At 37.5% G+C, this 7,458-nt stretch carries 7 protein-coding genes and 1 other annotated feature; all 7 genes read left to right on the top strand.

Going from position 1 to position 7,458, the window contains the following annotated elements:
- The first annotated feature begins 97 nt into the window (after window positions 1–97).
- Window positions 98–637 carry a spore coat protein U domain-containing protein gene (locus GW12_RS03790; RefSeq protein ID WP_081403451.1) on the top strand — a complete coding sequence of 180 codons (540 nt, stop codon included), beginning with the start codon at window positions 98–100 and terminating at the stop codon, window positions 635–637.
- Window positions 638–661: 24 nt separating this feature from the next.
- Window positions 662–1,219 (top strand): spore coat U domain-containing protein, encoded by a 558-nt coding sequence (locus GW12_RS03785; RefSeq protein ID WP_052127874.1) that lies wholly within the window; start codon window positions 662–664, stop codon window positions 1,217–1,219.
- Between the two features lie 14 nt (window positions 1,220–1,233).
- Window positions 1,234–1,767, top strand: coding sequence for a spore coat U domain-containing protein (locus GW12_RS03780; RefSeq protein ID WP_161788377.1), 534 nt, complete (start codon window positions 1,234–1,236; stop codon window positions 1,765–1,767).
- Window positions 1,768–1,772: 5 nt separating this feature from the next.
- On the top strand, window positions 1,773–2,579 hold the full coding sequence (locus tag GW12_RS03775; RefSeq protein ID WP_161788376.1) for a molecular chaperone: 807 nt from the start codon (window positions 1,773–1,775) through the stop codon (window positions 2,577–2,579).
- An 11-nt stretch (window positions 2,580–2,590) separates the two neighbouring features.
- Complete coding sequence (locus GW12_RS03770) at window positions 2,591–5,050, top strand: fimbria/pilus outer membrane usher protein (protein WP_034583612.1); 2,460 nt, start codon at window positions 2,591–2,593, stop codon at window positions 5,048–5,050.
- Between the two features lie 7 nt (window positions 5,051–5,057).
- Window positions 5,058–6,056: a spore coat U domain-containing protein gene (locus tag GW12_RS15320; protein WP_161788375.1), complete on the top strand. Its 999-nt coding sequence runs from the start codon at window positions 5,058–5,060 to the stop codon at window positions 6,054–6,056.
- 93 nt (window positions 6,057–6,149) lie between these two features.
- Window positions 6,150–7,369, top strand: a protein-coding gene (locus tag GW12_RS03755; protein ID WP_152598520.1) for an IS3 family transposase whose coding sequence is annotated in 2 segments (ribosomal slippage) — window positions 6,150–6,426 and window positions 6,426–7,369 — 1,221 coding nt in all. Because the reading frame shifts where the segments join, the coding sequence is not laid out codon by codon here.
- Window positions 6,425–6,541 (top strand) — a sequence feature (AL1L pseudoknot). It overlaps the preceding gene by 117 nt.
- Window positions 7,370–7,458: the final 89 nt, after the last annotated feature.

Raw genomic sequence — 7,458 nt, 5'->3', positions numbered from 1 at the left:
AAAAAGTTGAGATTGGCGTATTTTTTACTTTAAACGTGACTAAATTAACACTTAGTGTTATAGTTTAGTTTTAATTCTGTTTTTTTTGGGAGATTACATGATGAAAAAAAATCGCATTTTAACTATTGGATTATTCACTTTTACTTCATTATTTGCTGCGTCTTCTTTCGCAGCAATTACAGGGCAAGTTGATGTGAAATTAAACATTTCATCAGGTTGTACTGTTGATAATTCAAAAGTTGAAGGGAACATGAACAAGTTTGGTGTACTTGATTTTGGTCAATCTGCATCAACTTGGACAAACGTACTGACAGCAGAAGTTGCATCATCAAACGGTGGTGGTGACTTGACAGTGACTTGTGATTCCGGTGTTAACACATTCAATGTAAGTGTGAACGGTGGTGAGCGTGGCGACAGAACATTATCAAATGCTACGGATACCGTTGCATATGATGTTTATCAAGATGCTGCTCGTACCACACCTTATGCGTTAAATACAAATGTTACCTTCTCTGGAACTGCTGGAAAAACAGTACCAGTTCCGATGTATGGTGCTATTGCTGCAAATACAACTCCAACGACTGCTGTTTCTGACGGTGATTATACAGATACTTTACTTGTAACTGTTTCATTCTAAGAAGTTTTCGTAAGGAGATGAGCAATGTTTGAAAATATTCAATTCAAACCCCTCTGTTTGAGTCTGTGTGTTTTTCTGCATTCTCATCTTCTTTATGCAGGTTCTGGCAGCGTGAGCTTAAAAAGCGAAATCACTTTAGAACCTGCATGCCTGATTAATCAAAAAAGCACTTTAAATGGTGCAAATCTCAATAAATTGGGTGATCTGGATTTTGGTGATCTAGATGCCAGTTTTTCATCAGTTTCAGCAACGCTCAGTAATGAGACCAATAATGCTATCCATATTCTTTGTCCTGTCGGCAGTAATGTAAAAGTTGCATTTAATGCAGGTCGTAACGCAAATCATGTGCCAAGTCAGTTTGCTGCGAATTATCAAAGAGCAATGTCAAATGGTGGCGGTGAATATATTGCGTATCAAATTTATGAAAATAATAAATCTGGCAAGGTGCTTACACCAGAAACCAGTATCGATTTTTTGGGGGGAAGTGAGTATGTCGTTCGCCTTTATGCTGAAGCTGTAAATGCACAGTCTCTTTCCAAAGGAGAATACACCGATCAAATTACTGTCACAGTAAATTTTTAATAGAGTAGATGAATATGTTTAAAAGTCTTTTAAAAATAAACACATCTATTATATTGATGTTAACTTCAATAACCGCATTGGCTGCAACTTCAGCCAATATTGAAGTGAGTGCAGTGATTGAAAAAGGATGCTTATTTCAGGAATCACCAAAAGGTTTAAATTTCGGAACACATGCCTCTACTTCGCAGGAAAATGCAATTACAGCCAGTATTACTAATAGTCAGGATACATGGAAAATTGAATGTACACCTGATGTTCCTGTCACGATTACGTTTGGTAATGGGAAAAGCTTAAACACATCTACACAAAATCGGCGACTCAAACATGTTAGCTCGGAAAGTTACATCGATTATATGCTTTATCGGAATGCTAATTTAACCCAGCCACTTGGTACAAGTAGTGCCAACAATACTTTGACTCTAAAAAGTACAGAACAAAATCATTTGTTGAGTTTTCAGATTTATGGGCTTGTAGACCTAAGCCAAGGGGCAATCAATAAGATGCCTGGTCAATATAAAGATGATGTTTTAATAACGATTGCATGGTGATATCAATGATGACTTTTTTAAAGAAATTTGCCTCTTCCCACAGCTTATTTTTAAAAGCTTTGGCAATAACAGGCACGATCGTCCCTGCAACAGCTTCTTATAGCCAAGCAAACTTTCTGATTTGGCCGATTTACCCTGTGATCGAAAATAAACAAAAAGCAGTACCTGTCTGGCTGGAAAACGTTGGAGATAGCCCTGCAATGGTTCAGATCCGTGTTTTTAAATGGACTCAGGATCAGTACAAAGAACAGTTTTCAACACAACAGGAAATCATTGCAAGCCCGCCTATTGTCAAAATTCCTGCAGGGACAAAACAAATGATCCGTTTGACTCAGGCCGTGCCGACACCTGATCTAAAAGAAAACTCATATCGTGTGGTTGTAGATGAATTACCTGTAGCAATAGATAGTGAGACCGATAATAGTCGTGTCAATTTCAAAATGCGTTACTCGATTCCTTTATTTACTTATGGGAAAGGCATAGGTAGTGGCGCAGGGCAGGAAACCAGAAAGTTAAATAGTAAAAATCCACTCGCGAAGCCAGTTTTAACGTGGGTTTTCACTCAGGCTCAAGGCAAAGAAGTGCTTGAAATTAAAAATACGGGTGCAATGTCAGCACGTATTTCAGAGTTTAAGGCAGGAGATAAATTATTTAAAGCTCAAGCCGAGAACAATGCTTATGGCTATGTCCTTCCAAATAGCGTTATTCACTTTTCTTTATCCACTGACCTGAAAAATAACATAAATAAAACTAATACATTGGGTGCAATTGTTGGATCAAAGAAAGAGATTATTGCTGTTGAAAAACAATAGGTGTTTTTCTTATGAATCATTATATAAATTTCAAGGGGAGTGTTTTAGCAAAATGTATATTGGCAGTATTCTGTGCACAAAATATAACAGTTTATGCTGAAACATTTTCTGAAATTCCTGATGTAGTTCAGTCTGTTAAAGAAATTCCACCCATTAAGCTTTATCTGGATTTGGTAATTAACTCTTACTCCACCCAAAAAGTAGTGACTGTGGTTGTGGTTGATGAGCATTATTATTTACAGAAATCAGTTTTGAGTGATCTGGAAATTAATCCTGACCACTTCAATACGCAACATGCTCTAAGTAGTGATATTTTGGGACATCTGGGTATCAATGCACAGCCTGAGGAGTGGGTGCAAATTGATCAGCAAAAAGATATACAGACATCTTATAGTGCTAATAATCAGCAAATACTATTAACGATGCCATCGCACTGGTTGCCTGAACAGCAGTTAGGCAAAGATTATTGGTATAAAAGAACGCCTGCACAAAGCGGGATTGGTTTCCTTAACAACTATGATGTGTATGTATATAAACCACATAACCAATCTCGTTCATTGAATGTTTTTACAGAGCAACGTTTTTTTAGTCCGTGGGGGGCTTTGAAAAATACAGGTAATTATCGCTCTTTAAAAAATACAGCAACAAATCGAAAAGAGAATGACTATATCCGCTTTGATACCAATTGGCAGTTTGATAGTGAAAATAATATTGCCACATTAGAGATCGGGGATATTTATTCTGCAACAAAAAATAGCTGGACTCAGTCAGTACGTTTGGGGGGGATTCAACTACGTCGTAATTTTAGTATTCGCCCTGATTTGATTACTTATCCTTTACCTCAATTTACAGGTCAGGCAGCGTTACCAAGTACTGTTGATTTATTTATTAATGGTCTTAAAAACTCAACTAATGATATTCAACCTGGCCCATATATCTTAAATAACGTACCATTTATTAATGGTCGGGGTGAGGCTGTCGTGGTCACAACAGATGCAGTAGGAAGGCAGGTTTCAACTACTTTGCCATTCTATGTTTCTGGAGATTTATTAAAACCGAAGCTTTTTGATTATGCTGTTTCGGTAGGAAAACTGCGAGAAAACTATGGCATTAAAAACTTTGATTATGGCGATGTCTTGGCAAGTTTTGATGCACGATATGGTGTGAATTCATGGTTGACAGCCGAAGGTCATGCAGAAGGTAATAACGATATCTGGAATGCGGGTCTGGGGCAGGTATTCAAACTTTATAATTTTGGTGTATTAAATACATCTTATTCATACAGTAAAGCCAAACAAAATAACCGGACATTAAATAATGATGAAAATGGACATCAATTTACTGTTGGCTATCAATACCAGCAACCGCATTTTGGATTTAATGCTTTACATTCACGTCAGAGTAAAAATTTTAATACGATTGCCAGTTATTACACAGATGGTTTGATTTCAGTAAATGCCACTGAAAGCACAGTAGCAAATCTGCATTTTTCTACAAAGCGTTTAGGTACATTTGGTATTGGTTATTTTGGTATCAAGCGAGACAGTTTTGAAGATTCGGATTTGTTAAGTCTGTCTTGGGCGCCTGTATTGCCTAGAGATTTATTTGGTTCAACTTTATCTTTATCAGCAAATCGGGATTTAAATCAGGACATATGGAATGCCGCAATTCAGTTGACGATTCCATTTGGTACCACCCGTGGTAATCTGAATACGGGTTATCAGTACCAAGAGAATGGTGGTGATTCAGCTTATATCAACTATAACTATCAGATGCCAACCGAGGGTGGTTTCGGTTTTGATTTAACACATAGATATAATGAAAATTCAGATAATTATAATCAAGCACAGGTGAATTATCGTAACCGCTACTTCAATGCTCAGGCAGGGATTTCAGGTGATGATGACTATGACCAATGGTATGGCTTATCAGGCTCTTTAATCTGGATGAGAAACTCAGTGTTTGCAACGAACCGTCTTGGTGAGTCTTTCTCACTGATTAGTACCAATGGTCAAGCCAATATCCCAATTCGTTATGAAAATAACCTGATTGGGGAAACCAATAAAAAAGGCTATTTATTTGTGCCTAATGTGACACCTTATTATGGCGCTAAATATTCAATAGATCCGTTGAATCTTTCCTCTAACTTTGCGACACCAGTCGTTGAGCGTCGTTCTGCTGCAAAATTGGGTACAGGAATTATTGTGGATTTCCCTGTGAAGAAAATTCAGGGTGGAAATGTTTATCTGAAATTTGAAAATGGGGAACCATTACCAGCAGGTGCGGTGGTTTATCAAAAAGATAAGAATCCGACTTATGTTGGAATGGATGGTATTGTTTATATTGAAGATTTGGAAAAAGAAAACCTGTTGAAAATTGATTTGGGACAAGGTCAGCAATGTATCGCAAGATTCCCTGCCGAATTAGGTCAAGAGCAGATCGTTACTATTTCAGATGTTGTGTGCAGTTAGGAGAAGAATGATGCGGAGTAAGATATTTTCCCTATTAGTATTTGGATTATTAGGGGCATTTACACAACAGACTTTTGCAAACTGCACTACCCTAAGTAGTTCTCTTACTTTGGGACCTATAAGTTCTTTTAATGTACCATCTTTAAATTCTACTGAAAATCAAATATCAGGTGGATTAAGTTGTAGTGGAACTTTAACTTTATTCGCAACACAATATATAAAATATACTGCATTAAATATTCCAACAAAGTTAATGCATACAAATGGAATAAATTCTGCAGATATTACAATTTTGGATTATGATAAAAATATTGTCTCAACTTCAGTAACTAGAGACTTATCTCGATTCGTTGAGATTTCATTTTTTTCAGGTCCCAATTCTAGTATGCCTTTTTATATAAGAGTGAATGAAAATACTAATTTAGTACCTGGAACTTATAAAGGTCAATTTTTAGTAAAATGGTTCTGGCGTATTCCTTACCTTGGCATCGGTAGTGTATCTCTTTATTATAATAGCCCCAACTTAAAAACCAATCTGTTTGGAAATATTACAGATTGGGGAACTGGACAAGATGCAACAATTAATATTGAATTGATTGTAGAAAAAGATTGTAAGATTAATGCGCAAAATATCAATTTTGGCACAGCTCCATTAGTTTCCAAATTTAATCCTGTTACGGGTACAGTACAAATTACCTGTTCTGCACAGACCCCCTATACTGTTGGTCTTTCAAATGGTCAAAATTATAGCCAAAACCGTCGCATGAAAAATGTAAGTGGTAATCAATATATACCTTATGAAATTTATAAAAATACAACGACACAACGTTGGGGATATTTAGGTACAGATCGTTGGTCAAGCTCTAATGCATCTCAGAATGCAGGTATCTATGATGGGTCAGTAACACAAGGCTATAGCTATACAGCCAAAATTATTGATGATGGAAGTAATGCTTCTGCAGAAGGGACTTATAAAGATAATCTCATTTTAGAAGTTGCTTTTTAATTTAGAGTCTATAGAGCTTGTAAGTTAAAGCTTATCTAAATATTGAACCGTACCGGGTTTGTCGGAGACCAACTTTCTTGAGAGAATGTCCCGATGACAAAACCAAAATATACCCCTGAAATCAGAGAAAGAGCGGTTCAATTATTGATTGAATCTGAAAAAGATTATCCTTCTACTTGGGCTGCAATCACAGCAATTGCGCCTAAGATTGGTTGTACTCCTGAAACACTTCGTGCCTGGCATCAGAAGCATTTGAATCAACAGAATCCAGTCAAAGTACAGCAGCTTTCAGACCAAGAACGCATTAAACAACTTGAACGCGAAAATAAAGAACTGCAACGAGCCAATGAAATTCTACGCAAAGCAGCCGCTTTTTTCGCCCAGGCGGAGCTCGACCGCCCACACAAATAATGGTGGATTTTATCCATAATAATAAAGAGCTGTATGGTGTTGATGCGATTTGTAGGATTTTACCGATCGCAGCTTCAACCTATTACCGAACTTTAGATCTCGCTGACAATCCAGAACATCGAGCGAAACGAGATTTACATGACTTGCATCATGCTGAACAAATTAAACGAATTTGGAGAGAAAGTTCAGGTCGATATGGTGTGCGTAAGGTCTGGCAAAAACTGAAACGTGAAGGCTATGTTATTGCGCGCTGTACAGTTGCTCGATTGATGCAAAAGCTAGGTATACAAGGTGTTTGGCGTGGTAAGAATAAACAAACCACCCGTAGCCGAGATGATCAAAAACGAGCAGATGATTTAGTGAAACGGAATTTTAGTGCTGATCAGCCTGACCAGCTGTGGGTCGCTGACTTCACGTATATTCAAACCAATTCAGGTTGGGTCTATACCGCCTTTATTATTGATGTGTTCTCACGAGCAATTGTTGGATGGAAAGTATCAACACGTATGAATACAGACATGGTGCTCGATGCATTGGAGCAAGCATTGCATGACCGAGGCATGCCAAAGAATGTGATTCATCATTCCGACAGAGGTGTGCAATATCTTTCCATTCGTTATACCAATCGTTTAGAAGCAGCAAATTTACGAGCATCAGTCGGTACGACTGGTGATTCATACGATAATGCTTTGGCTGAAACGGTGAATGGCTTATACAAAACAGAGGTGATTGAATATCTAAAAGCAGATTGGCAAGGTTTAGCGGATGTACAACTTGCGACACTAAACTGGGTAGATTGGTTCAATAAAAAGCGTGTACACAGTGCACTGGGTTATGTATCGCCTTTTGAGTTTGAAGCAATGTACTATGATAAGATTAAACCGTTAGGTCAAGTGGCCTAACTTAAATAAAAAGTCTCCGACAAACCCGGTACGGTTCATATCCTGTAGCAGAATTTTTAGAAAATTTAGAGGCTCTAGACTAGCAGATT

Source organism: Acinetobacter sp. HR7 (assembly GCF_000773685.1).
GTDB classification, from domain to species: domain Bacteria; phylum Pseudomonadota; class Gammaproteobacteria; order Pseudomonadales; family Moraxellaceae; genus Acinetobacter; species Acinetobacter thermotolerans.
The sequence above is the reverse complement of the archived record's forward strand: the minus strand, read 5'-3'. Positions and strand labels throughout refer to the sequence as shown.